The sequence below is a fragment of the Meiothermus cerbereus DSM 11376 genome, assembly GCF_000620065.1.
GTDB classification, from domain to species: domain Bacteria; phylum Deinococcota; class Deinococci; order Deinococcales; family Thermaceae; genus Meiothermus; species Meiothermus cerbereus.
In genome coordinates this window covers 1-25,699 of record NZ_JHVI01000011.1, presented here as the reverse complement: position 1 = coordinate 25,699, position 25,699 = coordinate 1, and the positions used below count along the sequence as shown (strand labels likewise).

25 protein-coding genes are annotated in these 25,699 nt (G+C 62.2%); 16 read left to right on the top strand and 9 right to left on the bottom strand.

The window, feature by feature from the left end; all coding sequences use genetic code 11:
• Window positions 1-2: 2 nt before the first annotated feature.
• The 9 genes from mutL (at window position 3) to Q355_RS0104680 (ending at window position 9,033) form a co-directional block, all read left to right on the top strand.
• A complete protein-coding gene (gene mutL, locus Q355_RS0104720; RefSeq protein WP_027876734.1) occupies window positions 3-1,634 on the top strand; it encodes a DNA mismatch repair endonuclease MutL in 1,632 nt (543 codons plus the stop codon).
• 236 nt (window positions 1,635-1,870) lie between these two features.
• Window positions 1,871-3,124 (top strand): molybdopterin-dependent oxidoreductase, encoded by a 1,254-nt coding sequence (locus tag Q355_RS0104715; RefSeq protein ID WP_027876733.1) that lies wholly within the window; start codon window positions 1,871-1,873, stop codon window positions 3,122-3,124.
• A gap of 153 nt (window positions 3,125-3,277) precedes the next feature.
• On the top strand, window positions 3,278-3,982 hold the full coding sequence (locus Q355_RS17210; RefSeq protein ID WP_027876732.1) for a c-type cytochrome: 705 nt from the start codon (window positions 3,278-3,280) through the stop codon (window positions 3,980-3,982).
• Window positions 3,979-4,440: an MOSC domain-containing protein gene (locus Q355_RS0104705; protein WP_027876731.1), complete on the top strand. Its 462-nt coding sequence runs from the start codon at window positions 3,979-3,981 to the stop codon at window positions 4,438-4,440. Before Q355_RS17210 ends, Q355_RS0104705 begins: the two co-directional genes overlap by 4 nt.
• A gap of 9 nt (window positions 4,441-4,449) precedes the next feature.
• A complete protein-coding gene (locus Q355_RS0104700; protein WP_027876730.1) occupies window positions 4,450-5,346 on the top strand; it encodes a delta(1)-pyrroline-2-carboxylate reductase family protein in 897 nt (298 codons plus the stop codon).
• A gap of 133 nt (window positions 5,347-5,479) precedes the next feature.
• The gene (cutA, locus tag Q355_RS0104695; RefSeq protein WP_027876729.1) at window positions 5,480-5,791 is read left to right on the top strand and encodes a divalent-cation tolerance protein CutA; all 312 of its coding nucleotides are present in this window, start codon (window positions 5,480-5,482) and stop codon (window positions 5,789-5,791) included.
• 257 nt (window positions 5,792-6,048) lie between these two features.
• Window positions 6,049-6,957, top strand: coding sequence for a magnesium transporter CorA family protein (locus tag Q355_RS0104690; protein ID WP_027876728.1), 909 nt, complete (start codon window positions 6,049-6,051; stop codon window positions 6,955-6,957).
• Window positions 6,958-7,163: 206 nt separating this feature from the next.
• Window positions 7,164-7,772, top strand: a complete 609-nt coding sequence (locus Q355_RS0104685) for a helix-turn-helix domain-containing protein (protein WP_027876727.1) — start codon at window positions 7,164-7,166, stop codon at window positions 7,770-7,772.
• A 337-nt stretch (window positions 7,773-8,109) separates the two neighbouring features.
• Window positions 8,110-9,033 carry a DUF4032 domain-containing protein gene (locus Q355_RS0104680; protein WP_027876726.1) on the top strand — a complete coding sequence of 308 codons (924 nt, stop codon included), beginning with the start codon at window positions 8,110-8,112 and terminating at the stop codon, window positions 9,031-9,033.
• 31 nt (window positions 9,034-9,064) lie between these two features.
• Here the strand turns inward: Q355_RS0104680 and Q355_RS0104675 are convergent, their stop codons facing one another.
• Genes Q355_RS0104675 through Q355_RS0104650 form a run of 6 tightly spaced genes read right to left on the bottom strand, consistent with a single transcriptional unit; the run spans window position 9,065 to window position 16,365 of the window.
• Entirely contained in the window at window positions 9,065-9,676 is a 612-nt protein-coding gene (locus Q355_RS0104675) for a VOC family protein (RefSeq protein ID WP_027876725.1), read from the bottom strand.
• Window positions 9,673-10,545: a 3-hydroxybutyryl-CoA dehydrogenase gene (locus Q355_RS0104670; protein WP_027876724.1), complete on the bottom strand. Its 873-nt coding sequence runs from the start codon at window positions 10,543-10,545 to the stop codon at window positions 9,673-9,675. The genes Q355_RS0104675 and Q355_RS0104670 overlap by 4 nt, the downstream gene beginning before the upstream one ends.
• 29 nt (window positions 10,546-10,574) lie before the next feature.
• On the bottom strand, window positions 10,575-11,618 hold the full coding sequence (locus tag Q355_RS0104665) for an SIS domain-containing protein (RefSeq protein ID WP_027876723.1): 1,044 nt from the start codon (window positions 11,616-11,618) through the stop codon (window positions 10,575-10,577).
• Window positions 11,615-12,709 (bottom strand): N-acetylglucosamine-6-phosphate deacetylase, encoded by a 1,095-nt coding sequence (gene nagA, locus Q355_RS0104660; protein ID WP_027876722.1) that lies wholly within the window; start codon window positions 12,707-12,709, stop codon window positions 11,615-11,617. Before nagA ends, Q355_RS0104665 begins: the two co-directional genes overlap by 4 nt.
• Window positions 12,710-15,877 (bottom strand): alpha-mannosidase, encoded by a 3,168-nt coding sequence (locus tag Q355_RS0104655; protein WP_036258697.1) that lies wholly within the window; start codon window positions 15,875-15,877, stop codon window positions 12,710-12,712.
• The gene (locus Q355_RS0104650) at window positions 15,877-16,365 is read right to left on the bottom strand and encodes a DUF4127 family protein (RefSeq protein ID WP_027876720.1); all 489 of its coding nucleotides are present in this window, start codon (window positions 16,363-16,365) and stop codon (window positions 15,877-15,879) included. The genes Q355_RS0104655 and Q355_RS0104650 overlap by 1 nt, the downstream gene beginning before the upstream one ends.
• A gap of 49 nt (window positions 16,366-16,414) precedes the next feature.
• Between Q355_RS0104650 and Q355_RS0104645 the strand changes: the two genes are divergently transcribed.
• The 4 genes from Q355_RS0104645 (at window position 16,415) to Q355_RS0104630 (ending at window position 20,221) form a co-directional block, all read left to right on the top strand.
• On the top strand, window positions 16,415-16,684 hold the full coding sequence (locus tag Q355_RS0104645) for a glycoside hydrolase family 3 N-terminal domain-containing protein (protein ID WP_281172000.1): 270 nt from the start codon (window positions 16,415-16,417) through the stop codon (window positions 16,682-16,684).
• Window positions 16,685-16,990: 306 nt separating this feature from the next.
• Window positions 16,991-18,073, top strand: coding sequence for a TRAP transporter substrate-binding protein (locus Q355_RS0104640; protein WP_027876718.1), 1,083 nt, complete (start codon window positions 16,991-16,993; stop codon window positions 18,071-18,073).
• A gap of 165 nt (window positions 18,074-18,238) precedes the next feature.
• On the top strand, window positions 18,239-18,796 hold the full coding sequence (locus tag Q355_RS0104635) for a TRAP transporter small permease subunit (protein WP_027876717.1): 558 nt from the start codon (window positions 18,239-18,241) through the stop codon (window positions 18,794-18,796).
• A complete protein-coding gene (locus tag Q355_RS0104630; RefSeq protein WP_027876716.1) occupies window positions 18,797-20,221 on the top strand; it encodes a TRAP transporter large permease in 1,425 nt (474 codons plus the stop codon). It begins immediately after the preceding gene.
• Here the strand turns inward: Q355_RS0104630 and Q355_RS0104625 are convergent.
• The 3 genes from Q355_RS0104625 to Q355_RS0104615 form a co-directional block, all read right to left on the bottom strand.
• Window positions 20,218-21,180 (bottom strand): quinone oxidoreductase family protein, encoded by a 963-nt coding sequence (locus Q355_RS0104625; protein ID WP_027876715.1) that lies wholly within the window; start codon window positions 21,178-21,180, stop codon window positions 20,218-20,220. The genes Q355_RS0104630 and Q355_RS0104625 overlap by 4 nt on opposite strands.
• Window positions 21,181-21,484: 304 nt before the next feature.
• Complete coding sequence (locus tag Q355_RS0104620; protein WP_027876714.1) at window positions 21,485-21,979, bottom strand: DUF4384 domain-containing protein; 495 nt, start codon at window positions 21,977-21,979, stop codon at window positions 21,485-21,487.
• 62 nt (window positions 21,980-22,041) lie between these two features.
• Window positions 22,042-22,689, bottom strand: a complete 648-nt coding sequence (locus Q355_RS0104615; RefSeq protein WP_027876713.1) for a ribonuclease HII — start codon at window positions 22,687-22,689, stop codon at window positions 22,042-22,044.
• A gap of 197 nt (window positions 22,690-22,886) precedes the next feature.
• Between Q355_RS0104615 and Q355_RS0104610 the strand changes: the two genes are divergently transcribed.
• The 3 genes from Q355_RS0104610 to Q355_RS0104600 all read left to right on the top strand — a co-directional run bounded on the left by Q355_RS0104610 (window position 22,887) and on the right by Q355_RS0104600 (window position 25,674).
• Complete coding sequence (locus Q355_RS0104610; RefSeq protein WP_027876712.1) at window positions 22,887-23,909, top strand: NAD(P)/FAD-dependent oxidoreductase; 1,023 nt, start codon at window positions 22,887-22,889, stop codon at window positions 23,907-23,909.
• A gap of 157 nt (window positions 23,910-24,066) precedes the next feature.
• Window positions 24,067-24,516, top strand: coding sequence for a hypothetical protein (locus Q355_RS15380; protein ID WP_051529308.1), 450 nt, complete (start codon window positions 24,067-24,069; stop codon window positions 24,514-24,516).
• A gap of 36 nt (window positions 24,517-24,552) precedes the next feature.
• Entirely contained in the window at window positions 24,553-25,674 is a 1,122-nt protein-coding gene (locus tag Q355_RS0104600) for a transposase (protein ID WP_027876711.1), read from the top strand.
• Window positions 25,675-25,699: the final 25 nt, after the last annotated feature.

The window sequence follows — 25,699 nt, the reverse complement described above, 5'->3', positions numbered from 1 at the left end:
GTATGATCCGCAAACTTCCCCCTGAGCTCGTCCGTGAAATTGCCGCGGGTGAGGTGGTCTCTGGCCCCGCCGACGTGGTGCGCGAGCTGCTGGAAAACGCCCTGGACGCCGGGGCAACCCGGCTGTACATCGAGCTGTGGGGTGGGGGCCTGGACAAAATCGTGCTCAGCGACAACGGAAGCGGCATTCCCAAAGAAGAGCTGGCCCTGGCCCTGGAGCACCACACCACCAGCAAGCTCACCGACCTGCACAACATCCGCACCCTGGGCTTTCGGGGGGAGGGGCTGTGGGCTATCCGGCAGGCGGCCCAGGTACGGCTGACCTCGAGGCCCCCCCAGCAGCTCGGGGGCGCCACCCTGACGGCCTTTCAAGACCAGGTAGAACTACACGAACATCCAGCCCCTGCAGGAACCCGGGTCGAGGTGAGCGCCCTGTTCAACCACCTGCCCGCCCGCCGAAACGCGCTCGAGGCCCCCGCCGCCGAGGCCCGCAAGGTGGTACACCTGGTCTCGCGCTACCTGCTGCACCGCCCGGAAATCGCCCTGCGGCTGGTGGTGGATGGTGAAGAGAAAATTGCCCACGCGGGGGGTGGGTTCGGCGAGGCGGCCAAGCTGCTCTGGGGCTCGGTGGTGGCCAATCGGTTGTTGTCCTTGAAGGAAACGGACGGCCCTTTCCGGCTTTCGGGTCTGCTCTCGCGCCCAGAGCTATCGCGCCCCCGGCGAGATAGATTGTTGCTTGCCCTGAACGACCGCCCGGTGGAGTGGCCCGAGTCCTTGCTACAGGCGGTGCTGGCCGCCTACAAAGAACTCTTGCCCCACGGCCAGTTTCCGCTGGGGGTGCTGAATCTGGACGTACCTGCTGAGCATCTTCTGATCAACACCTCGCCCGATAAATCGAGGGTTAAGCTGATTCGGCCCGAGCCCATCCTGGGGTTTGTTACCCAGGCGGTACAGGCGTTGCTTTCGGCCCATCCCCTGGCCCGTGCCCTGCCCGAACCCACCCCCCTCACCGGCCCCACGCCTGTACAGCGGGCTAGCTTTCCCCGCTTGCGCTACCTGGGCAGCTTTCGGGGGCTATACCTGCTGGCCGAGGCGGGGGACGAGCTGTACGTGGTAGACCAGCACGCGGCCCACGAGCGCATCCTCTACGAGGAGCTGTCGCGCCGCTACCTCGAGGAAGCTCCCCTCGAGCTCCCCCACCCCGAGCTGGTCTCGCTCTCGCTGGGCGAGGAGCTGAACTTTGCCGAGCGGGCGCAGGAGCTCGAGCAGGCCGGGCTATGCCTGGAGCCCTTTGGCCCTGGCAAGTACCGCATTCGCACCATTCCGGCTTTTTTGGCGGGGCACCCTTCGCTCATCCCCGAGGTGGTGAAGGGCAGCCTGGGAACGCCCAATTTTAGCGAAGCCTGGCGCAACGTGCTGGCCCGGCTGGCCTGTCTGCCCGCCATCAAGGCCGGGCATCCGCTGACGGGCGCCTCGGCCCAGGCCCTGCTGGATGCCCTGGCCGAGTGCGCGCTGCCCTGGGTCTGCCCCCACGGGCGGCCCACGGTGCTGGTGATGAGCGAGCTCGAGCTGGCCCGGCGCTTTGGGCGGCGCGGGCTGAGGGCGGTAGAGCGCTTTAGGGTGGAGAAAACATAGTGTTGCAAGTGTCTCCATAGGTTGAAGTACAAGTTGCTGTTCCGAAAGATCGCTGGGGGAATTGCGCCAGGCACGCATAGACCTACTCCGCTGGTTTTGCCAATCTACCCTGGCGCAACCTATACCCTAGTTGAGTATGTTTGTAATCCGTTGTAACATGACGCTGTCAGAAAACACATAGGCCCAAGCATCCCGCTAGCTGGCCCGTAGGGTCTTGTTTTGGGGAGGAGTCTCAGATGAGCGAAAAAGAAAAAGCACTACTTCAGGCTGAAATGAACCGCCGCGCCTTCTTGAAGAAAAGCGTTGCAGCCGGAGCAGCCGTGGGCATGATGGGGCTGGGCATGGCCCAGCAACAACCCACCGCCGACCAGGTGGTACGCGGCAAAAACCCCAAGCTGGTTGTGCTGTCGTCCCGTCCGGTGGTGATGGAGTCTACCCTGGAACTGTTGGGCTCCGAGCGCATCACCAGCAAGGCCAACCTCTTCATCCGCAACAACATCGACCTGCCCGGTCTCAACACCACCGAGCCCAACGTGCAGCCCGGCTGGGAAGTAGAGATCACCGGCCTCATTGACAAACCTTTCAAGATCACGGTGGACGAGCTTTCCAAACTGCCCCAGACCGAAGTCACCAGCGTGTTGCAGTGTTCGGGCAATGGCCGTAGCTTCTTCAACCCCCGTCCTTCAGGCAACCCCTGGACCTACGGCGGGGTGGGGCATGTCACCTGGCGCGGGGTGTTGCTCAAGACCCTGCTCGAGGCCAAAGGCGTAAAACTCGATCCAAAAGCCCGCTTCATCACCATGAACGCCTCCACCCAGGGCGGGGCTGCACCTTATGAAAAGAGCTTCCCCATCAGCGTGCTGGACTACAGCAGCGCCATGCTGGCTTTGGGCATGAACGGTGAGCCGCTGCCGGCGGTACACGGCGGGCCGGTGCGGCTGGTGGCAGCGGGTACCTTTGGCACGGCCAACGTTAAGTGGATTGCCAAGCTCGAGTTCACCGCTACCGAAAGCTCCGGCAACGAACAGGTGCCCCGCTACCGGGTGCCGGTGCTGCCCGGGGTGAACCTGCCCATCCTGCCCACCCAGCCCGGCAGCCGCTACAACTACACCCTGGAGAACTCCCGCTCGAACTGGATGACCAACATCAACTCCTTCATCCTATCGCCGCTGGCCGGAGCCAGCGTCAAAGGCCGTCTGGTAGAGATCCGTGGGGTAGCCTGGAACGACGGCCTGGCCCCGCTCGAAACCGTAGAGGTCTCGGTAAACGGCGGCACCTCCTGGCGCAAGGCCATCATCGAGCGTGACCACGGCAAGTTTGGCTGGTATCAGTGGGTCTCACCCCAGCTACTGGCCCCCGGCGAATACGAGGTGATGGCCCGCGCTACCGACGCGGTAGGCCGCACCCAGCCCATGAACGGCAACATCTGGTGGAACGAGCGCGGCTACGAGTGGAACGGGATTATGCGGGTCAAGTTCAGGGTAACCTGAAATCTCCAAAGCCTGCTCTTTTGACCGGCGCCACATACCCCAGGGTGCCGGTTGTGTGTTAACGATTTTTTTAGCTTCAGCACAGGTGTGTCGGGCGCACAAAAACGCCTTGCCAAGCATGATATTCTTTTGCATCAGGGAGGAAGACCAAACATGAAAGCCAAATACCTGGTATGGGTAATGTTTCTAGCGCTAACTGCCCTTTGGGTGGGCCTCGGCCAAAACGCACTGCCCGAGGGGCCGGGGCGGGAGCTTGTTTTACAGAAATGCCAGACCTGCCACGAAATCGGTTTTGTAACCCGTGAACGGCAAAACCGCGAACGTTGGGACAGCCTGATTACAGAAATGCAGGGCTACGGGCTCAGGCTCACCCCGGAGGAACGGGCTACCATCCTCAACTACCTGGCAACACAGTTGGCTCCAGGTGCGAGTGTTCCTGCGCCCACACCAGCGCAGGCCGCGGCTGCAGTTAGTGGGGCAGCGGTCTACAACAACTGCATCGGCTGCCACCAGGCCAATGGTGCAGGTATTCCAGGGGTCTTTCCGCCTCTGGCCGGGCATGTGCCGGAGATTTTGGCAGCCAAGGGCGGACGCGAATGGCTGATTCAGGTGATGCTCTATGGCCTGCAAGGCGCAATTAGCGTCAAAGGGGCCAGCTACAACGGCCTGATGCCGGCCTATCCCCAGCTCAGCGACGCAGAGATCGCCGCGGTGCTCAACCACATCGCCACCCAGTGGGGGAATGCCCTGCCCACAGGCCAGAGCGCTTTTACCGAGGCCGAGGTGAAGGCCCAGCGCGGCAAGAACCTGAGCGCCCAGCAGGTGCTGGCCGCTCGAGGTCAGCTCGGTCTGCGATGAATACCGTCCTGTCGCTCCACGCTGGGCCGGGTACAAGCCTACCCAAACCAGCGGTGGCTAAAGCCCATCTGGTGGAAGGCATGGGCGTAGAAGGCGACCGGCACTTTGGCAAGCACCCCGACCGGGCCGTGCTGGTGGCCGGGCGCCCGACTTACGCGCTGGCCGCTCGAGCCAGCATCGAGCTACCCCCGGGGGCCCTAGGCGAAAACTTGCTGGTAGACTTCGACCCCCACGCCCTTAGCCCAGGAACTCGGCTACAAGTAGGCCCTGCCTTGTTGGAGTTGACCACGGTATGCACCGTTTGCAACTCGCTCTCGGTCTTCGATTTGCGGCTGCCCAAGGTGCTTTTGGGCAAGCGGGGGCTGTATGCCCGGGTGCTTCGGGGCGGGGTGGTAGAGGTTGGCGATAGCGTTCAGGTTCTATCGCCCCAGTCTGCACAAAACACAACTTTCGGGTAGGCTGGGCACATGCGCATTCTATCGGCAGAGGAAACCACTGCCCTATTGCCGTATGCTGCCCTGGCCGAGTCCATTGCCCAGGTGCTGGCCGACCATGCCCAGGGTCTCGTTACCGCACCGGAGCGTCTGGTGGTGCCGCTACCGGGGGGCGCTACCCTGCTGCTGATGCCCGCAGCCGACCCTTCCATCACCGTTACCAAGCTGGTCACCGTCCACCCTGCGCAACAGCCCAGCGTCCGGGCCGAGGTCTGGGTCATGCGAACTGCTACCGGCGAACGCCTGGCCCTGCTGGACGGTGGGGTGGTCACGGCCCGCCGCACCGCAGCGGTCTCGCTGCTGGCCGCCCAGACCCTGGCCCCCCTTCCCGCCGGGCCGCTTTTGATTATGGGCGCGGGAACCCAGGGCAGAAGCCACCTGGAAGCCTTCCAGGTGGGCCTGGGCACCGACAAGGTGTACGTGTACTCCCGCAGCTTTGAACATGCCGAGGCATTGGCCTCGTACGCCCGCCAGCGGCGAATGCTGGCCCAGGCCATCCGGGACCTCGAGCCCGCCCTGAACGAGGTGAGCCTGATTGTGTGCGCCACTACCAGCTCAACCCCGGTGCTGCTGCGAGCCCCCTCGAGCGCCTTCATCGCCGCCGTGGGAGCCTACCGCCCCGATATGGCCGAGGTTGCGCCGGAGGTGGTGCGGCAGGCCCGGCTATATGTGGATACCCTCGAGGGGGCCCGTTCGGAGGCGGGCGACCTGCTGCAAGCCGGGGTGGACTGGGACGAGGTACAGCCGCTCGCGGCAGCCCTCCACCAGCCCAAACCAGCCTCAGGTGTGGTGCTCTTTAAAAGCGTGGGCCACGCCCTTTGGGATCTGGCCGCGGCCCGGTTGGCGGTGAAGTCGCTGGGGATTCGCTAATATGAACCCCGCCTGAATCGTTCCGTTAGGGATTGTCAGAGCACCCTGGTTTTTCGAGCTGTTGCTACCCACGCTTTAGGCGGGGGCCCCAAAGAAAGAACAAATCAAAGACATTTCTTATAACCTAGTAAGTATGTATCTGACCGTTTTTTGCACCGTACCGGACCAAAAGACCGCCCAGCGCATCGCCCAAACCCTGGTGCTCGAAGGGCTGGCCGCTTGTGTAAACCTGCTGCCGGGCATCACTTCGGTCTATCGCTGGGAGGGTGAGGTTCAGGAAAATAGCGAGCTGCTGCTCCTCATCAAAACCCAGCAAGCGCGCTACAATGCCCTGGAAGCCCGTATCAAAGAGCTGCACCCCTACCAGGTGCCCGAGATTATTGCCCATAAAATCGAGGCAGGGTCGAAGGACTACCTGGACTGGATCGCCGAGAGTACCCGCTAGGCACAAGCAGCAAAACATCGTCCTGCTGGCGAAATGGCCGTGGGTCAATGGCCGGTCGGCAAGCTCGTTTTGCAATCGTGCATCGTATAGATAAGAAGCTTTTTTGCCTAAAGACCCCTCATTCCAACCCTTCTCCTCCAAGTTAAGTCCCCTCTCCCATGGGGAGGGGGCGGGGGTGGGGGAATAAGCGGCGTGAATGCCTTTCAAGTTGCCAACACTTTTGCAGCCATCGGCCATCCGCAATAAGCTATGAGCTAATGATTCGGGCTAAGCAACTTTCCGATGGCGCAACCTGCGGCCTGATGGAGGCCCAGGTCTGGGTGGACGTCGAGACCCCTACCCCTGAGGAAATCGCCCTGATTCAAAACCAGTATCCCCTCAACCCGTTGGCCCTGGCCGATGCCCAGGAGATCGGCCACTGGAGCCGTTTCGAGGAGTACCCCAGGCACCTTTTCCTGATTTTTCGCACCCTCGAGACCCCAGACAATGCCCATAGCCGCACCGAGCGGGTCTCCTACTTCTACTTCCCCGAGACCCAGGTGCTGCTCACCTACCGCAACGAGCCGGTAGACTACCTCGAGCAAATCTGGAACAGCTTTCGTGGGGGTTCGTGCTTAAGGCTGTGGCAGCGCTTGCTCGACCAGGGGGTACAGACCTTTTTTGAATACACCGATGCCCTCACCGAGCGGGTCGAAGACCTGGAAGAGCAGGCCCTGGACGGCGACAACACCCCCGAAACCCCCCGCCGGGTTTTTTCCGCCCGCCGCGAGGTGCTGCGTACCCGGCGGCTGGTCTCGCAGGCCCGCGAGGCCTTGCTGCACCTCGAGCGCCTTCCCCTGCTGGGCGCCGAGGCCTATTTATTCCGCGACCTCACCGACCGCATGGGCCGGGTATACGAAGGCCTGGACGCAGCCCGCGACGAGCTATCCAATGTGCTGGAGGTGCACCTCTCGGCCCAGAACAACCGGCTCAACCGGGTGGTACAGGCCCTTACGGTGATCTCGGTGCTGTTTCTGCCCATGACCCTCTGGGCCGGCATCTATGGAACCAACTTCGAAGCCTTTACCGAGTACCAGTGGCCGGCTGGACGGGTGTATTTCTGGGGTGGGCTGGCGGTCATTGGCGGGGGGCTGGCCCTGTGGATGAAGCGCCGGGGCTGGTGGTGAAGGGAATTGGGGCTGCGCCCATTCAGCAAACACGCGCAGCAGCGGTCTTCCTTGCTTCATCGCGCCACATCTAACCTGTAGCTTGTTTGCGTATACCTAGATGTGAGCACCGGCCAGATCCGGCATAACCCACCGCAAATAATAAACACAAATGTTTACAAAATCACTTAAGCCTGCTATAGTCGGAATCAAGGAGTGATGAAGCTATGCAAACCAGCATCCTAGATACCCTAACTTTTGATCCTGGCGAGATCATCCTCTATCCGGGAGAGCCCGGCCCTAAGGATCTACTCTACCGGGTACGGGAGGGTCTGGTTCGGCTCCAGAGTGTAGATGACGAAGGCAACGCCCTGACGTTGCGATTTGTGCGTCCTGGTGAGTACTTTGGTGAAGAAGTGATCTCCGGTGGCGAACGTACCTACTTTGCCGAAGCCGTAACTGAAACCAAAGTTGATACCCTGGCGCCAGCCCAACTTTCCGCACAGGAAATGACCGACCTGGTGCAAGGCCTGGTAAAGGCCCTGAGCCAAACCTACCAGACCATCCAGCGCATCTCTGGTCAGCGCCTCAAGAACCGCATTGCGGCTGCCCTGCTCGATCTGTCTCGCACGCCTGTGGCTTTTACTGAAAAGAATGGTCGCATAGGGGTTAGGGCCACCCACGACGAGATCGCTTCGGCAGTAGGTTCGGTACGCGAAACCGTAACTAAGGTTATTGGCGAGCTAACCCGCGAAGGCTACATCCGCTCTGGTTATGGCAAACTCGTACTGGAAAACCCGAGTGGCCTCGAGCGGCTCTCCAAAGAAGCAGCCTAGCGTTCCAGATGCCCTTGAAACACCCGCCAGCACAGGCGGATGTTTGTTTGGCTGTGGGGCTCTAATACCAGATTCGGTTAGTTCGTCACCGTTCGGTGACGAACTAACCCGACCGAAGGGAGTGCTCTAGGATTCAAAAAGATAGCCTCTTAGCGCTTTTTGTTTGAAGATTATCTTTTTGAATCCGGTATAAGGGGGTTATAATCGGGCAGGGTTGTCTTCAACCCAATCCACGCAAAGCGAAGCCTGCCGCCCTTTTTCAAGCGATCCGGGAATACCCCAACCGGGCCACGACACACAAGCATCGCCTATCGGAGAACGCATCAGGATGAAGCCTATGGATTTAGAGCAGCAAGCCCAGCTAGAAGCCGAGGCGCTGTCGCGTCGGGTGCTCATCCACGATGTTTTGCGCCGTTTACGGGGTAAGCCCAACCAGTTGCTGCCCTATAGCGCGGTCTTGGAGCTACGGCCAAAGAGCGAGTCGTACAAGGGGCTCCAGACCATTGAAGTCGACAAAATCATAGGCTCGGTTGACCGCTACGGCGACTTCGACGCCGAGTTTATGCCCAAAGAACCCTTTACCCTGGATCGCTGGACCAAGCTGCGCCAGGCCCAGCTCGAGGGCATCGAGTTTCCCCCCATTCATGTCTACAAGGTGGGCGACACCTACTTTGTCAAGGACGGCAACCACCGCACTGCGCTGGCCAAAGCCCAGGGTCAACATTTCATTGATGCCTATGTCACCGAGCTCGAGGTGCCGGTAGACCTTGACCCCAACGACACCATCAAGGATGTGATTCTGAAGGGAGAGTATGCGGAGTTTTTAGAGAAAACCCAGCTACCCCAGCTGCGCCCCAACCATGAGCCCATCCTGTTTAGCAGGCCTGGCCGCTACGATGTGCTGCTCGACCATATCCATACCCATCAGTACTTTATGGGCCTCGACCAGAAGCGTGCCGTCAGCTGGAAGGAAGCCGTTGCCGACTGGTACGACAACCTCTACCTGCCCACCATTTTGGAAATTCGCGAAAACGGCGTTCTGAAAAACTTTCCGGGCCGCACCGAGGCCGATTTGTACCTGTGGATTTCCGACCACCGCTACTACCTATCCCAGGCCATCGGCCATGATGTAGGCCCCGAGGAGGCCACCCTTTCGGCCCGTCGGCAGGCAACAAAAAGCCCCTTGCGCCGCCTTGGGGAGTGGCTGGGTTCATGGCTTTGGCGCACCCCGGTCGAAAAAGCAGCCTCCAGCAACCGATAAAGCTGGCGCAGAGCGGATTTTTTGGGCGCGGCTAGCGCAGCAGCTTGGGCCCTGCAGGGGTCTGAACAAGGGCCATCAGATCGGGTGATTCGGCACGCTCGAGGCGCACCTGGCTCAAATCGAGCTCGAGGCTCTTGAGCACTTTGTCCACTGCCTGGGGCTCTGGGTGGCGAAGCACCAGCTCCCCCAGGCGACAACCCGCGTCCGGCAAGGTCTCGGTGGGGTGCCGGGAACCCCACTGGATCAAGTAGGGCACCAACCCGCCCCAGTGCAAGCGCCCGTCCGCGGGGAGGGTGATGAGCCACTCGAGGTCTCCCCTGCTGGCCCGGGTCACCAGGCCAAGCCCCAGCGAGGCGTAGCGTTCCAAAGCCCCGGTGCGGGCCACCCAGGTCAGGAGGCGGGGCGCTCCGGCGAAACCATCGAGCGCGAACCAGCGCGGATGACCCGGTGCGGGGGCCTCGGGATCAATGGCGATAATCTCTAAATACGCCCCATTGCCCAGGTTCAGCAGGCGGTTGTGCGTCCCCATCAGCGGGTGTGGGCCCCCAGCCGGTGAAAGCACCACCTCCAAGACGTCCTGGACGTACTCAACCCCCTCTTGCAGGGTCTGGGCGGCCAGCACCAGGTGATCCAGCCGGTTCATCCGATCTTGTTGCCCTTCTCGTCGTAGCGGTAGAAACCCCGCCCGCTCTTGCGCCCCAACAGCCCGGCCTGCACCATCTTGCGCAGCAGGGGCGAGGGCCGGTATTTATCGTCGCCCAGGCCCCGGTGCAAGACTTCCATAATGGACAAACAGGTATCCAGCCCGATGAAGTCGGCCAAAGTGAGCGGCCCCATGGGGTGATTCATGCCCAGCTTCATCACCTGGTCGATGGCCTCCGGCGTGGCCACACCCTCCATCACGCACTGGATGGCCTCATTGAGCATGGGCAAGAGGATACGGTTGGAGACGAAGCCGGGGTAGTCGTTGACCTCCACCGGGGTCTTGCCCATCTTGCGGGCGGTTTCCAGCACGGCCTGGGTGGTGGCGTCGTCGGTCAGGTAGCCCCGGATCACCTCCACCAGCTCCATCAGGGGAACCGGGTTCATGAAGTGCATCCCGATAAAGCGTTCCGGCCTGCGGGTGGCCGCGGCCAGGCGGGTGATGGGAATCGAGGAGGTGTTGGAGGCCAGAATGGCCTCGGGCTTAACCAGCTGGTCGAGCTCGCGGAAGAGCTCGAGCTTGCTGGGCTCGTGCTCCACGATGGCCTCGATCACCAGGTCGCAATCCTTCAGATCGGCCAGGTGGGTGGTAGTGGCAATGCGGGCCAAAGCCGCATCGTGGCTGTTCTGGTCGAGCCTGCCCTTTTCCAGCAGCTTGCCGATGGAGCGCTTTATACTGCTCAGGCCGCGCTCGATAAACGAGACCTCGAGGTCGCGCAGCACCACCTCATAGCCGGCCTGAGCTGCCACCTGAGCAATACCGGAGCCCATCTGCCCTGCACCGATCACACCAATCTTGCGTATTTCCATGCCCCTATCCTACCTAAATCCAAGACCGCTTAGCGCGTGCGGGTCACCTTGGACAGGTTGCGCGGGGCATCGGGGTTGCGCCCCCGGGCTACCGCGAGCTCGGCGGCGAAGGGGTAAAAGGCCTGCGCCAGCAGAATCGAGTCCAGCACCGGGTGAAGCCGGGTGGGGAGTGGCAGGAGGGTGTGGGCCAGCTCGAGGGCCTCGGCTTCGGAGGAGGCCACCAGCAGGTGTCCGCCTTTGCCACGCAGGGTTTGCAGCAGGCTCAGCATGCCGGGCAGGGGCTTGTCCTTGGGCACCAGCACCAGCAGGGGAAAGTCGGGCTCCACCAGGGCCACCGGGCCATGCAGCAGTTCGGCGCCTGACATGGCCTCGGCATGAAAAGCACTGGTCTCCTTGAGCTTGAGGGCCAGCTCGTGGGCGATAGCAAAGGCATAGCCGCGCCCCACCACCAGGCCGTTGTCGGCCTCTACCAAAGCCCCCAGGCCCGCCTGCCAGTCGGCATGGGCCGCTTTATAGAGGGCCTCGGGCAGCATGGCCAGGGCTTCTTTGAGGGGTTTGTCTTCGGCCCAGGCGGCCACCAATTGGGCCAGGGAGGCCAGGGTAGCCAGGTAACTCTTGGTAGCGGCCACGGCTTCCTCAGGGCCGGCCCACAGGGGTAGCACCACCTCGGCCACCTGGGCCAGGGGGGAGTTTTCCTGGTTGACCAGGGCCAGGGTCAGGGCCCCATCGCGCCGGGCCTGACGGGTAACTTCGATCAGATCGGGGCTCTGACCCGACTGGGAGATAGCAATCAGCAAAGCACGACCGAGGGCGAGGCGCTGCCCGTAGACCGTGTGTACCGAGGGAATGGCCGAGGAACAGACCACGCCCAGCAGGCTTTCAATGAGGTATTTGCCATACAGAGCGGCGTGGTCGGAGCTACCCCGGGCCACCGTCAGCACAAAGGGCGGGGTATGACGACGCAAAAAAGTGCCCAGTAGTTCCATCTCGCTCTTGTTCTCGCGCAGGGCCTGCTCTACCACCGCCGGCGCCTGCTGGGCCTCCCTGAACATTTTGCTTTCGGCTGCCTTCATACTGTCTCCACCTTCTGGCCCCGCACGTACACCTCCACAAGGTTTAGCGCTTCGTCAAGCACCACCAGGTCGGCGGGCAGGCCTGGCTTCAGTCCATGCTGTATCCCTAAGTAGGTTGCGGCAAAGCTCGAGGTCATCTGCATCACCTCGCGCAGGGTATAGCCCCAGCGGCGCAGGTTTTGCGCGGCTTGATCCATGGTGAGTGCACTCCCGGCCAGCCTGCCATCGGCCAGGAAGACCCCCTGGCCTTTTTTGTATACCTGATGCCGCCCCAGCCGGTACACCCCCTCTGGCATTCCGGCGGCTGCCACTGCGTCGGTTACCGCGTAGGCCTGGGATATGGCCCGGGTTGCCACCCCGATGGCCGCGGGGTGGACGTGCAACCCGTCGGGAATGAGCTCGGCCCACTGGGCACGCCCCAGGCCCAGCCCCACCACCCCCGGCTCACGGTGGTGCAGGGGGGTCATGGCGTTGTAGAAGTGGGTGAAACCCCGCGCGCCCGCCTCGAGGCCTATCAGAGACTGGGCATAGGTGGCGGCTGTATGGCCCTGCTGCACCCGTACCCCCTGGGCCTTGAGAAAGGCAATCAGTTCCAGGGCCCCCGGCAGCTCGGGGGCCAGCGTGACCACCCGGATGGGCGCCAGGCTTAGTAGATAGCGCATGGTCTCTAGGTCGGGTTCTATAGTGTAGGGCGGCTGCGCGCCCAGTTTCTCGGGGTTGATAAAGGGGCCTTCTAGATGCACCCCCCATACCCGCGCTTCCCCCGGCCCCGGATTTTGCACCACCGCGGCAATGCCCCGCAGGGCGGCCTCGAGGTCGGCCAGGGGGGCCGTAACGGTAGTGGCGAGCAGCGCGGTGGTGCCATGCTGGGCATGGAAGCGGGCCATCTGTCGCACCGCCGCCTCTCCTTGCATGCAGTCGGCCCCTCCCCCGCCATGCACATGTAGGTCAACAAACCCCGGCAAAATGTAACGTGGCGGCCAGTCTCCAGTGGTCTCGAGCGGAAGCACCGCCTCGATGCGCTCCGAAAACTCGATACGGCCGGGGTAGGTTAGGCTGGGGGTAACCAGGGTTCCAAGCAGCTCTGCCATCTATGGCTCCAGCTTCAGGCCGATCACCTGGTAGGGCGTATAGGCCAGGGTCAGGTGGCCATTGTGCAGAGAAAGGGCCTCTTCCGGGTCTTCCAGCAGATTGACCCGGTGTACTGTGCGGATTCCCAGGGCCCCAAGGTCAAGCTGGGCCACCCCCCGCCCGCCGTAAGCCTCGTAGAGCCGCAGGATGTAGCCGAAGCCTCCTTCGGCCCGTTTGAAGGCGGCCACCCGCAGGCTGCCCTGCGACAGGCGCAAAAACTGGCGGCTGGCCGGCTGCCCCCCCGCATGAACGGGCATGGCCAGGGGCCGCAAGGGCGCGGCAAAGTCCTCGGCTTCGGCCACGGTATCGGTTCTCCAGTCGCCCGGGTGGGGGTAAAGCGCATACGTAAAGCTGTGTTCGCCCACATCGGCCAGGGGATCGGGCCAGAGCGGACCGCGCAGCAAGGAGAGGCCCAGCACGTTACCCTGCACGCTGTAGCCATGTTTGGAACCACCCAGCAGGCTCACCCCATAGTTGGCCTCGCTGAGATCGGCCCAGCGCAGGGCTGGCACCTCAAAGCGGGCTTTATCCCAGGAGGTATTGGCGTGGGTGGGCCGGGCAACCGCCCCAAAAGCGGTATCGAACCAGGCTTCGTGGCTTCGCACGTTTAGCGGAAACAGCGCCCGCAGCAGGGTGCGGCGCTCCTGCCAGCGCAGCCGGGTCTCGATCTCGAGCCGACGGGCACCCCCCCAAAGCCAGTAGGTCTGCTCGAGGCTCAAGGCCCCTAACCTGCGCTCCACCCAGATACCCGCCCTGAGCGGCCCCCCTTCGATGAGCTTGACCTGGCTGGCTGTAATCTCGCGGCCCTCCCGTGCATACGAGGCGTCTATATCCCAGGCTTCCCAGTAGCGCGGGATGTCGGTATAGGCCCAGAGCTGGTTGCCGCGCCCGGCCAGCACCTCCCGCTGGTGGTCTTTGTCATAGAGGCGGGCCAGGGTGCCATCGGGGGCTACTTCCAGGCGCAGATGCTGGTTTTCCAGCACCCGGGCCTGCCCGTTGACCCGCACACTGGGGGTTCGGCGGGCCTCCAAGTGGTCCACCACCGCCAGGGCCAGGTAGCCCATGGCCGGCACGGTCTGGTCGGCCACAATCAGGATGTGGGGGCCGGCTTCCTGATAAGGCACCTCATCACCGGTGGTGGTAAGCAGGCGGAAAAACTGCTCGGTGGGGCGTTCCATCTGCAGCCGCAGGGGGCGCGGGCTGCCGCCTAGGTTCCACACCACCAGGTGGGCCAGGGCCTGGGGGTGTACCTTGCGCACCTCGGCGGAGAGCAGGCCCAGGGCTTCCTGGCGCAACTCCTCGGCCTGAACCAGGGCCACCTGGAGGCTTTCGGCGGCCTGCTGGGGCACGCTGTGGATGGCCGAACCCGGCAAAATGTCGTGAAACTGATGCAGCAGCAAGACCTTCCAGAGGCCCTCGAGGTCACGCGCCGGATAGCTGGGTTCTTCGATGGTTAGGCGGGGGTCGAGCGGCTTAATTGAGGCCAGGGTCCAGGTCAGCTCGGCCTCCAGCAGGGCTTGCTCGAGGCGCTGGTTGAGCTCTTTGAGCCGGGCCTGGGTGGTGTAGGTGGCCCGGTGGAGCTCGAGGTATAGCTCGCCCACCCAGACCGGCAGTGCGGGCGCAGCCTGTTCCAGGGCCTGGTAGAAAGCCTCGAGGCGGCCCATCGCCAGCTGGGGCAGGCCGGGAAACGCGCGGTAGCGTTCGTAGCGCTCCAGCATGAGGTCGCTGGGGCCGCCGCCTCCGTCACCATAACCAAAGGTCAGGAGGGAGGTGTCGTGGTAGCGCTTGCCCTTGAAGTTCTTCCAGGTGCCCGCCAGGTCGAGGGCTTCCAGCCGCCCGTTGTAGTTTTCGTTGGGATTCCAGAAGCTGTGGGCCAGCACCCTCGAGCCATCCAGGCCCTCCCACTGCCACAGGTCGTGGGGGAAGGGGTTGGTCTCGTTCCAGTTGAGCTTGGTGGTGAAGAAGAAAGGCAGCCCGCCCTGCTTTAAGAGCTGGGGCAGGTTGGCGGGAAAACCAAAGGTATCAGGCAGCCAGGCCACCCTGGCTCTCTTGCCGAACTTCTGCTCAAAGTAGCGTTGCCCCAGGAGCATCTGGCGTGCCCAGGACTCCCCCGAGAGCAGGTTGCCGTCGGGCTCAACCCACATGCCCCCCACCAGCTCCCAGCGCCCCTCCTGCACCCGCGCCCGCACCTGCTCGAACAAGGCCGGGTCGTCGGCCTCGAGCCAGGTGTAGGCCTGAGCGCTGGACTGGTTGAAGTAAAAGGCGGGGTAACGCTCCATCAGGTGCAACACCGTGGCAAAGGTGCGCCGAATTTTGCGCCGGGTTTCGGCGATGGGCCAGAGCCAGGCCAGATCGATGTGGGCATGGCCGGAAATCCAGAGCCGCCCCACCCCAGGGTAACGCTGCCGCAACTCGGCCAGGGCCTGCCCAAGAAAGCCGCGGGCCACCTCCAGGCTCTGGCGGTGCTCGTCCTGCAGGGGCAGGCCCGGCCCCACAAAGTGCCATTCCTCCCATAGCTTGGCGGTTTCTTGAGCCCAGACGGAGTCCTCGAGCTGGTTTAGGTAGGCTCGAGCTGGGCCGCGTGGCAGCTTGATACGGGCAAAGGTTTCACTCAAAACATCCAGCAAAAGCTGGGCCAGGTCGGGCTCGAGCTGGGGCACAGCCTCCAGCGCACAGGCCAGGTCGGCGCACAAAGCGCGCACCTGAAGGTCGGGCAGGAGGAGGGTGGCCTCCTCGAGCCGGGGCTGTGGAACCGGGCTACCAAACAGCCCTTTAGGGACTGCCTCGACCTCGAGGCGTATTCCCTCACCCCCCTGCGCTTTTTCCAGCAAGGGGTACTCGCTGTGGTAGGGGTTGAGCCCCCCCAGGGGCCTACCCTCGGCCAGCAACAAACCCTCCCCACCGGGCCTTAGTCGTACCCAGACAGGTTTTCCCGCCCAGGACTGGGGTACTATGGCCTCGAAAAATAGACGAACCGGAAAGCTGCGGTCGGGCCAGGGGTCACCCGGCTGGATCGGCACCCTGGGGCCGTCGGCTGCCTGGAACACGCCCCCCAGGGGCTGGGTTTCCAGGTCCTGCCAGGCCGAGAGCTCCTTCCAGCGAACCCACAAACGCTGCAAAACTTGCATCACCCTTCCTCCTGAACCAGCCGCAAGGGAAACACCCCGTTCGACAGGCGCGGCCAGCCCATGACCCCTGGCAGGCTGGGGGCAAAATACTGCTGCCAGAGGCTGTGGGCCAGCGGGCTGAGGCGCTGCTCAATGGCCAGTTCGGCCCCCCACTGAAGCTCGCCCAGATCGTAGGGACTGGGGTCCTCGGTCAGGGCTTGCTGCACCTCCCCGCGCACCCGGCTCTGGTACAGCCAGTCGTCCACCAGGCAGGCAAAGCTGGCCTCGGCCAGCGCAACCGGGCCGCCGCCAAGGGCACACACCCCCGCCGCCGGGGCTTCCCGCCACAACCACTCGGCAATGGCCGCAGTGTTCCCCGGCTGGTTCATCTGATTGAGAATCTCCAGCGGCAGAGAGCGCACCTCCAGACCAGCTAGCTGCGCCATCTGGTGGGGGAGCTCGAGGGTTACAGGTCTGGTATCGGCAGGTATGAGCAGAACGCGCTTCATAAATGGGGTGCAGGCTTGCTCCTCAATCTACTCGAAACTGTAGCGCAAAATAGAGGTCGGCGTTCGCGCCATCATGAGCGCCCACATCCGGTTTCCCGCCCTGGATCCGCAGCACCCCGCCACCCTGTCCAGAAAAATCCTCACCCATTACCTCCGGGAGCGGCTGGGTTTTCGGGGCATCACCGTGAGCGATGCGCTGGACATGCAGGCCATTACCAGGCATTGCCCCGCTGACGAGGCTGCCGTGCAAAGCCTCCAGGCCGGGGCCGGCATGATTCTTTCGCTGGGGCGGCCCGCGGTGCACATCGCCTATGGTTGACGTTTGCAGGTATTTTCAACGAATTCAGCCCAGCACACCGATCCCTGCAAAGGCTGGGCAATCCGATTCGCTTGTGCAGGCGAACCAGCCTTGCTTGGCGGCTTAGTTGGTGGCGGAATTGTCATCTTAGGATAATTACACCATCTGGAGCCATGTATTACACCAAAATAACTTTTTTTGGCAGGAATATAAGTTTTTCTACACATTACAGCTTAGGTTACACATGTCCTTGTTGATAGCTTGCGATAGCTCGCATATAATCGCTTCGCACCCATCAGTGCAATAGTTGCTTTTAGGAGGAGCTTAATGAAGCGACGTGACTTCTTAAAGAAGGCAGGAATTGGCGCTGTTGCCGCCAGTACGGTGTTTGGCCCGGTTTACGCCCAGACCGCCCCGCGGATCCGCTGGCGCATGGCCACCAGCTGGCCCCGCTCCCTGGATACCCTTTTTGGCGCGGCTGAGACGGTGGCCAAGCGGGTGTCCGAGCTGACCGAAGGGCGTTTTGAGATTCAGGTCTTCCCTGCAGGCGAACTGGCCCCAGGGTTGCAGGTGCTAGATGTGGTGCAGGCCGGTAACGTGGAAATTGGACACACCGCCAACTACTACTACATAGGGAAGAGCCCATCGCTGGCTTTCGACACCGGGGTGCCATTTGGCCTCAACCCCCGCCAGCAAAACGCCTGGCTCTACTTTGGCGGCGGCCTGCAGGCCATGCAGCGGGTAATCGCCGACTTCAACGCCATTACCTTCCCCGCCGGCAACACCGGTGTGCAGATGGGGGGCTGGTTCCGTAAGGAAATCAAGGGCCCCGAAGACCTCAAGGGTTTGCGCTTCCGCATTCCTGGGCTGGGGGGTCAGGTCATGACCCGCCTGGGCACCACCGTTCAAACCCTGCCTGCTGGCGAAATCTTCCTGGCACTCGACCGGGGTGCCATCGATGGTGCCGAGTTTGTCGGCCCCTACGACGATGAAAAACTCGGCCTCAACAAAGCGGCTCGCTTCTACTACTATCCCGGATGGTGGGAGCCGGGTTCTACCGTCTCGACCATCGTGAACCTCGATCGCTGGCGCGGCTTGCCCAAGGCCTACCAGGAGGCCATTATCAGCGCCGCCAGCGAAGCCAACGATAAAACCATGGCCGAATATGATGCCAAGAATGCGCCAGCTCTGGCCCGCCTGCAACGGGCTGGCGCCCAGTTGCGGCCCTTTCCCACCAGCGTACTTCAGGCAGCCAACAAAGAGGCCACCGCCTTGTTTGACGAAATCGCCGCCAAGGACGCCACCTACCGCGGCATCTACGAAAGCTGGAAGAAGTTCCGCGACGAGTCGCGCCGCTGGTTTGCTTTGAACGAGTTCCGTTACGACGATTTTGTGCGCACCCTGCGCTAGTGGCTGAACTGGCTATACCCGGAGGCTCCCACCCCCGAAGGTGGGGGCTCTCGTTTAGGGGTCATTGACGCCATGGAATGGGGTGGTTAGGATAGACCGAGTCAATTTTGGAGCATCAGAGCTGTGTCGCGCAAACGGTTGGGTTGCCTTTCAGGAGGTGCTTAGGTGAGGGTGTTGCTGGCAATATCCAGTCTAATAGACTCGGTCAACGAATGGGTGGGCCGGATTGTGTTGTGGCTGGTGGTGCCGATGGTGGCGATTGGGGCCTTCAACGCCATTGGGCGGAGTCTGGACAAAAGCATAGGAACCCGCTTGGCCTCCAACACTTACTTCGAGCTCCAGTGGTATATTTTTTCGTTAATCTTTTTGCTGATGGTGGGTTATGTGCTCAAACACGACGGCCACATTCGGGTAGATGTGGTCTATGCCCGCCTGGGTGAGCGGGGTCGGGCTTGGGTTAACATGCTGGGCTCTATTCTGTTTCTGGTTCCTTTCGCGCTGATCCTTTTTTATGTGTCACTGCCCTTGGTGGCCTTCTCGGTGCAGGTGCGGGAGGTCTCTTCTGACGCGGGAGGACTACCCCGCTGGCCGCTTAAATTGATGCTGTTGCCTGCATTTATTTTGCTGGCCCTGCAAGGGTTTTCCGAGTTCATCAAGAACCTTGCCTTTTTACGAGGTGTGCTGCCCCGCCTCCCGCACGAGGCCAGAGGGGAGGTTGCCTAAATGTTGTTACAAGGTGGTGGCGTTGAGCTTCTGGGCGGCGCGATGTTCCTGGGGGCCCTGGTGCTCATCTTTACCGGATACCCCGTAGCCTTTGCCCTGGGGGGGGTCGCCCTCATCTTTGGAGCCATAGGAATTAGCATCGGGGAGTTTGACCTACGCTTTGTGGGCAGCCTACCCCAGCGCATCTTTGGCATCATGTCCAACTACACCCTGCTGGCCATTCCCTATTTCATTTTTCTGGGGCTTGTTCTGGAAAAATCGAAACTGGCCGAACAACTCCTGGACACAGTAGGGCAGCTTTTTGGCCCGGTACGGGGCGGCGTAGCCATAGCCGTAGTACTGGTGGGCACACTGCTGGCGGCCACCACCGGGGTCGTGGCCGCTACGGTGGTGGCCATGGGCCTGATCTCGCTACCGGTGATGCTCAAGTACGGCTATAGCAAACCCCTGGCTACCGGAGTGATTGCCGCCTCGGGAACCCTGGGCCAGATTATCCCGCCCAGCATTGTGCTGGTGGTGCTGGGCGACCAGCTGGGTGTGAGCGTGGGTGATCTGTTCCTGGGCGCCCTAATACCAGGCCTGATGCTTTCGGGGGGTCTGGTTTTGCTGGTGGCCCTGGTGGCCCTGGTGCGGCCCAAAATGGCCCCTGCCCTGCCCCTTGAGGCCCGGCCTTACAGGGGCTGGGAGCTGGGGCGGAGGGCTATTGTTGCACTGGTGCCGCCGGTCTTGCTGATCTTGTTCGTGCTGGGAAGCATCTTTTTTGGCATCGCTACCCCTACCGAGGCAGGGGCGGTGGGCTCGCTGGCGGCGCTCATCATGGCGGCCTTATACCGCCGCCTGACCTGGAAAGTTTTCCGCGATGCGGTGGTGGAGACGGCCCGCTTTACCAGCATGGTGATTTTCATCCTCATTGGCGCGACCGCGTTTAGTCTGATTTTTCGGGGCCTCGAGGGCGACAAGCTGGTCAAAGATATCCTGGTAGGCCTGCCGGGCGGCGAAGTAGGATTTATCGCCTTTGTGATGATTCTGGTATTTGTATTGGGCTTTTTTATCGACTTCTTCGAGATTGCCTTCATCATCGTGCCGCTGGTGCTCCCGGCGGCGGAGGCCATCTGGCGCGCCCAGGCCGAGGCCATGCAGATGGCCGGCAACTACGACCTCTCTACCGAGGCCTTTGTGCAGGGCAAGCTGCTCTGGTTTGGCATCATCCTGGCCATGAACCTCCAGACCAGCTTCCTGACCCCGCCGTTTGGCTTTGCCCTGTTCTACCTGCGCGGGGTGGCCCCGCCGGAGGTCAAAACCACCGACATGTACCGGGGAGTCGTTCCCTTTATCATCGTGCAGATACTGGTGCTTATTGCCGTAATTGCATTCCCCAGCCTGAGTAGCTGGCTGCCCTCGCTAAGGGGCACGCCCGGCGGCTAAGGAATCAGCAGCACCTTGCCGGTGGTCTCGCGCCCCTGTAGCGCCTTGTGGGCCTGGGCGGCTTGGGCCAGGGGAAACTCGGCTCCGATTCGAATTTTGAGCCTGCCCTCCAGCGCCCAGCGCATCACGTCCCCGGCCCGCCATTCCAGTTCCTGGCGGGTCTGGGTGTAGTGCCACAGGGAAGGCCGGGTCAGGTAAAGGCCGCCTTTTTGGTTGAGCACCTGGGGGTTGAAGGGGGCCACCGGCCCACTGCTCTGCCCGTATAGGGCCAGCATCCCACGAATCCGCAGGCTATTGAGGCTGCCTTCCCAGGTGGCCTGCCCCACCCCGTCGTAGACCACGTCTACCCCCTTACCGCCGGTAATTTCACGGGCTTTCTGGTCGAAGCCCTCGTAGGGTAGCGCATAATCTGCGCCGGCCTCCTTAGCCAGGGCTCGCTTTTCCTCGGTGGAGGCGGTGGTAATGACGGTGGCCCCAATCATCTTGGCCATCTGGATTAAGAGCAACCCCACCCCACCCGCCCCGGCGTGCACAATGCAGGTTTCCCCGGCTTTGAGGGGGTAGGTGCTGTAGGCCAGGTAGTGGGCGGTCATGCCCTGGAGCATCGCGGCTACTGCGATTTTGGGGTCTAGCCCTGCAGGTATGAGCACCAGTTTGTCAGCCGGTACTACAGCGTATTCGGCATAACTGCCCTGCACATTGGAGTACACCACCTGGTCACCGGGCTTCACGCTGGTTACCCCCGGCCCCACAGCCTCGACGAGACCGGCCCCTTCTTCGCCTACTATGAAAGGGGTGGGTACGCTGTACAGGCCGGAGCGCTTGTAGGTGTCGATAAAGTTGACCCCGATGGCCTGAAGCCGCACCAGGGCCTGGCCTTCGCCCGGGGTGGGGATGGGGATTTCTTCCAGTTGCAAAGCCTCGAGGCCGCCGGGTTGGTGAACGCGAATGGCTTTCATGGGCATAGCTTAGCGCAATTTAACGACTGTTCCGTAGTAACCGGCGATACCATACCCGGCCTAGCCAAAGCATTGCAGTAAGACCAGACCCGTGTGAGTGCCCCGGCTATCGAGATTTTGGGAGGGAAGGCGGGGTGGCCTGTAGCTCCCCGGCCCACACAGAGGGCTAATACCGGATTCAAAAAGATAATCTTCAAACAAAAAGCGCTAAGAGGCTATCTTTTTGAATCCTAGAGCACTCCCTTCGGTCGGGTTAGTTCGTCACCGTTCGGTGACGAACTAACCGAATCTGGTATAAAATCTGCTAATGAATGTAAAGGTAGGTCTCGGCCACATCACGGACCCTCGAGCCCGAGCGCTCAAGGTAGATGGAGATCTGCTGATCCCAACGTTCAAGGCCATAAGTACCCCGGATAACAAAGCCAGAAGGGTACGGGGTATCGGTATAGATGGCCCGCACGCGCTGCATGCCCAGGGGCGGGCGCAACTCATAGCGGAACCCCGGCGGCCCCGAGAGCACGTGGGTACCGGGGTTCAGAAAAACCCGGTCGAACTCGTAGGCTGTCCCGTCTGGGTCTAGGCCCACCAGGGCCACATAGCCGGCTCGAGTCAGGCTGATGATAAAGCTAACGCTCTCCCCCACCCGGTAACTAGCGCCCCGCCCTCGGTCAGGTTCAAAGCGGGTGATGATAGGGCTCAGCTCAAAACCAAAGCGCAGCCCCACCGTAAGGCTGGAGCGCGAAGGAAAACAGCTGGAAAGCAATACGACCAGCAAGGCGAGGAATAGTTTTGTGCGCATAGCTATCTCCAAGAGCCATTCTACCTCTGCCCAGTCCCCAAGCAGCCCTGCTTTAAAGAAAGCTAAAAAAGCCCTGTCTGGGCTACCGGGGCAAAAGTGCGGCGGTGTTCCTCACAGGGACCAAGCTCGTCCAGGGCCTGCAGGTGGCGTGCGGTGCCGTAGCCTTTGTGCTGGGCAAAGCCATACCCTGGATACCGCTGCTCGAGCCCTTCCATGTAGCGATCCCGCGCCACCTTTGCCAGAATGCTGGCCGCCGCTACGGTGGGGCTGTTCTGGTCGGCCTTAGGCGGGCAGCGAAGCAGGCCGGGCGAGTCGGGCCGGGGTGGGTTATTGTGCAGATATTGCCGCCACTCCCGCTCCAGGCGCAAATAATCGGTGAGCAGGGCTTCTGCAGGTACGGCCAGCTGCGCCAGAGCCCGCCCGGCGGCCAGGTGGGTGGCCTTGAGAATGCCGAGGCGATCTATTTCGGCCACCCCGGCCCAGCCCACCCCCCAGGCCAGGGCCACGGCCTGAATCTGGTCGGCCAGCTGGTCGCGCAGCCTGGCGCTAAGGGTTTTGGAGTCCTGGAAAGGGTACTGGGTTGGCTCTTCCGGGGGCGGCAGAATGACGGCTGCAGCCACCACCGGCCCGGCCAGCGCGCCTCGGCCAGCCTCGTCCACACCGGCCACCCGCAGGCCCATGCTCCACCAGTCGGACTCCAGCGCGGGCATCTCGAGCCAAAGCCTACCAGAACCACCGGCAGATTGACGAAAAAACCCCCAGGCCCGATTCTTGAAATTAGAATGACCGGCAACCCGTTAAATTCGTTTTGCTTTTTGCGGCGCTCTTCTGAAGCAGCGGCAGAAGATGTGTTCACATCCGGCCAACTTTGGCCTGAGCAGGGCAAAGCGCCTGGGCTGGGGTTGGTATGACAGGCATCCCCGATGTGTTGGTGGTGGGCGCCGGGCTGGCCGGGCTGGCCGCTGCACGGGACCTGGCTCGAGCCGGCCACACTGTGCATATTTTGGAAAAGTCCCGCGGGGTAGCAGGACGGGCAGCCACCCGTAGGCTCGAGCTAGACGGCAGGGTTGTGCCCATTGACCACGGCGCCCAGTATTTCACAGCAAAAAACGCCCCCTTGCGCATCCTGCTCCCCGACCTGGTTCAGCATGGCCTGGTGCGGGAATGGAGCCAGGGTTTTCCAGTTTTGAAACCCAACGGCATCAAAGCACACAGGCCCGGCCACCCACGCTATATCTGCCCGGATGGCATGAGCACCCTGGGCAAGGTTTTTTTGCAGGGGTGGGAAGCCTACGACCAACCACTGCCGCTGGAAGTCGAGGCCCTGGTAACGGGGGTGCAAAAAGCCACTGATGGCTGGACGGTGACGCTCGAGGATGGTTCAACCCGCTCGGGGCGGGCCCTGGTGCTCAACATGCCAGCACCCCAGGCCCTCAAACTGACCCAGGGGCAGCTCAAACCCGAGGTGCAGATGGCTTTACAGGCCGTGCGTTATGCGCCCTGCTGGGCCGCCATCCTGGTTCCCCGTCAGCTGCCCTACCTGGACTGGGTGGGGCTGGAAATCGAACATCCGGTGCTGGCCTGGGCCGCCCTCGACCACACCAAGCGGGCCGCGCCAGAGCCAGCGGTGCTGGTTCTGCACGCTTCGCCCGAGTGGAGCCAGGCCCACCTCGAGCTAGACCCCGACGAGGCCCTCCGACAAATCATCGAGGCGGCCCAGGAACTCTTCGGTGACTGGATTGGGCAGTGCCGTACCGCCATGGCGCACCGCTGGCACTACGCCCTCCCTACCCAGACCCATCCCTGGCCCTATCTGGCGCAAGAAAACCTGGTGTTTTGCGGTGACTGGTGCGGTGGGCCCCGAATAGAAGCGGCCCTGGAAAGCGGGTGGGCCAGCGCCGATTACCTGGTCGAATACCTGAGGCCCTGAACCTAAAAACCCGCTCGCGCTCACAGGTTCGCCAAGTCGAGTACCGGCGCTGTGTGGCTTCACAACAGCCGGCTCGAGGCGTTCAGGCTCCGTTAAGACCCCTTTTGCTAAGCTGTAGCTACCCACAGCAGGCTGAGCCTGTATCTGGAAACAGCATATGCTACCCCAACATTCACCCGACCCATACAGCACCATCGAGGTTGCCGACCCCCTCGAGACCCTGCGCATCCGCATCTCCTTGTGGTTGCTTCCGCTCGGGGCGCTGGCCGCCCTGGCCGCCTGGGGGCTGTCGGTGGCGGCGGATAAACTATCGCCTCCCGACAAGTACCTACTTCTACCCATAGCCAGCGGGTTCCTGGCCCTGGAAGTTTACCTCTGGCGCAACCCCCAAAGCATTCGCTGGGTCTGGCAGGTGGCCCTGAGCCTGATCGCGGTGTATGAAATTGTCAGCCTGTACTACGAAGCCGCCTACAAATTGCATCAGCGCGACGGCATCACACCTGCCGCTTTGTGGTTTCCCATGGTCTTTCTGATGGCCTTTAACTTGCTCAACTCAAAACTTGCAGTTATGCGCCCTGGGGATTCCTTATGCACCGGGACCACTTGAAAGGGGCTGCTGGTTTCCCGTCTGATGACGGGTGCTATGCACACAGCAGCCCAGTCCCTACTCTCAGCCATCCTGGCCCTCCTGCCAAGCCCCCACCTGCGGGATTCCCTCAAAGCCCTGCTCTTCCTGCTCCTCCAAGGCCATGGCAAGGCCAGGCCCCAGCACAGCCAGACCAAGTCCCCCTCCGCCCTCTCCCGCTTCCTGAATAGCTACCCCTGGCCCACCCGCGCCCTCATCCGCCTGGCTAGGCAGGAAGCTGAAAAAACCCTGCACCTGGCTAGGAGAAGACGAGGCCCCAAGCCCAGGCTCTTGGTGGTCCTGGACCTGGTCACCCTGGAGAAGCAAGGCACCTTTCCCCTCCTGCCGCTCTCCTTTTTCCACGGCAAGTGGGGCCTGCATCTGGTGGTGCTTTACCTGGTCTACGGTGACCTTCGGGTGCCCTGGGTCTATCGCCTCTGGCGAGGTAAAGGCGAGAAGAGCCTTTCCCTCCTGGCCCTGCGGCTTCTCGCGGCCCTGCCCCCCTGGATGCGGAAGGCCTTTCGTATTCGGGTGGTGGCCGACGCCGCCTTCGGCACCCTCTGCTTCCTCACGGGGGTGCAGGGGATGGGCCTGGAGGCGGTGGTGGGGATGCGGCGGGATCGGAGGACGCGGGAGGGTCAGCGCCTCCTGAACCTCAGACGGCAGGGGAGCAAGGTTTACCTACGGGGTCTGGCCTTTCCGGTCTGGGTCAGTTGGTACCGCTACCCTCTGCCCAAGGGGAAATGGGAATGGCGGTATGTGGTGGCCACCTTTCCCGCCAGCGGAAGGACGGTGCTCCTGTGGGGCAGGCGGAGGTTCAGCATCGAGCATTTCTTCAAGGCCATGAAAAGCGAGTTTTCTTTGGGGCAATTCGGCCAGAGAACCCCCTTAGGGGTGCATCGTTTCCTGGTGCTTTGCTTTCTCGCCTACCTGCTGGCGCACTGGGTGCGGATGGAGCAGGAGGGAGAGGGGCTGACCTGGCGGGAGGCGGCCAGGGAGTCCCTGCGCCTTCTCTTGCCCGGACTTGTAGCTCAGGCGGCACTGGGGGAACTTCATGCCCTAGGCCTCTGGCACCCACCGCCGGATGAAGTGAGAGGAAAAGCAGGTTTATGCAGGCTATGCAAGAGGTGCAAGTTTTGAGTTAACCAACACCTATACGCCGATG